The sequence below is a fragment of the Paraburkholderia diazotrophica genome, from assembly GCF_900108945.1.
GTDB classification, from domain to species: Bacteria; Pseudomonadota; Gammaproteobacteria; order Burkholderiales; family Burkholderiaceae; genus Paraburkholderia; species Paraburkholderia diazotrophica.
The window spans coordinates 1-1,249 of the sequence record NZ_FNYE01000108.1; the positions used below are offsets into that span (position 1 = coordinate 1).

At 56.4% G+C, this 1,249-nt stretch carries 1 protein-coding gene and 1 pseudogene; both read left to right on the forward strand.

Going from position 1 to position 1,249, the window contains the following annotated elements; genetic code table 11:
- Positions 1–472: pseudogene (locus BMW76_RS42395) on the forward strand (hypothetical protein); the annotation flags it as partial.
- Positions 393–1,249 (forward strand): branched-chain amino acid ABC transporter substrate-binding protein (locus BMW76_RS40060; protein ID WP_245763589.1); only part of this gene is annotated, 857 nt, incomplete at its 3' end. The pseudogene BMW76_RS42395 and the gene BMW76_RS40060, both read left to right, overlap by 80 nt.

Genomic DNA, 1,249 nt, shown 5'->3' on the forward strand with positions numbered 1-1,249 from the left:
CCTGCTCGGCATCGGCTGGAACTTCGGGTTTGTGGGCGCATCGGCTCTCGTGCTCGAGTGTTACTACCCGGAAGAAAAGGCCCGCGTGCAGTCGCTCAACGACTTCGCCGTATTCGGGACTAAGGATCAGGCTGCCCGGAGAGGAGGCATCGAGAAAAATTATCGAAAAGTGTCCGCATCCCGATCGAAATTTGCAGAAAGGTCCTCGCGGCTGATTTTGGCTACTCTGCCGCGTCATTACGATGGTTACAGGGCGAGCGCAGTGTTGTCGAGCCCAACGGGTCGCGGGTTCTGTCGATCCGATTCCAAGCCAACCTATCGTGAGTACGACCATGCAATTATTTCGACCAACGATGTGCCTCGCGTCTCCGATGCTTTTCCTGCAACCTCTCATGGCTCACGCAGATCTGACGGTAAAGATCGGGCAGGTTTCCCCTCTGACTGGCGAGCTCTCCCACATCGGAAAGGATGATGAAAACGGTGTGCGGCTTGCGATCGAAGATCTGAACACCAAAAAGATTCGCATTGGCGGGCAAAACGTTACGTTTGTGCTCGACTCGCAGGACGATGCGGCCGATCCCAAGACGGCAGTAACCGTCGCGCAGAAGCTGGTGGACGACGGTGTGGCGGGTGTTGTTGGACATGCGAACTCCGGGACATCGATACCTGCTTCCATAATCTACTCGGATGCCGGCGTGCCAATGATCACCGAATCGGCAACCAATCCGAAGCTCACGCAGCAAGGATTCACGAACGTGTTCCGTATGGTCGCGAATGATGTGAGGCAGGGCTCGGTGATCGGCGCCTATCTGGTCCACGATCTCGGTGCGCGTAAGGTCGCGATCGTCGACGACCGTACGGCGTACGGTCAAGGTCTTGCCGATGAGATCGAAAAGTCAGTCAAGGCTGCCGGAGGCAATGTGGTCGCCCGTGAATTTGGCACTGACAAGACGACGAACTGGATGGCAATTCTGACGACCATCAAGAGCCGTCAACCAGAAGGTATCGCTTTCACGGGTGGCGACACGCAAGCCGCGGCATTTGTGCAACAGGCGCAAAAGCTTGGGTTGAAGGTCAAGTTTATTGCCGGCGACGAAGCGTGCACTCCGCAGTTCATCAAGCTAGCCGGTTCCTCGATGAACAACGATACCTATTGCACGCTGGCGGGTGTCCCGCCTGCAAAAATGCCGCAAGGACCCGAGTTCTTCAAACGCTATCAGCAGCGCTTTGGTGTCCCCGTGCAGCTATA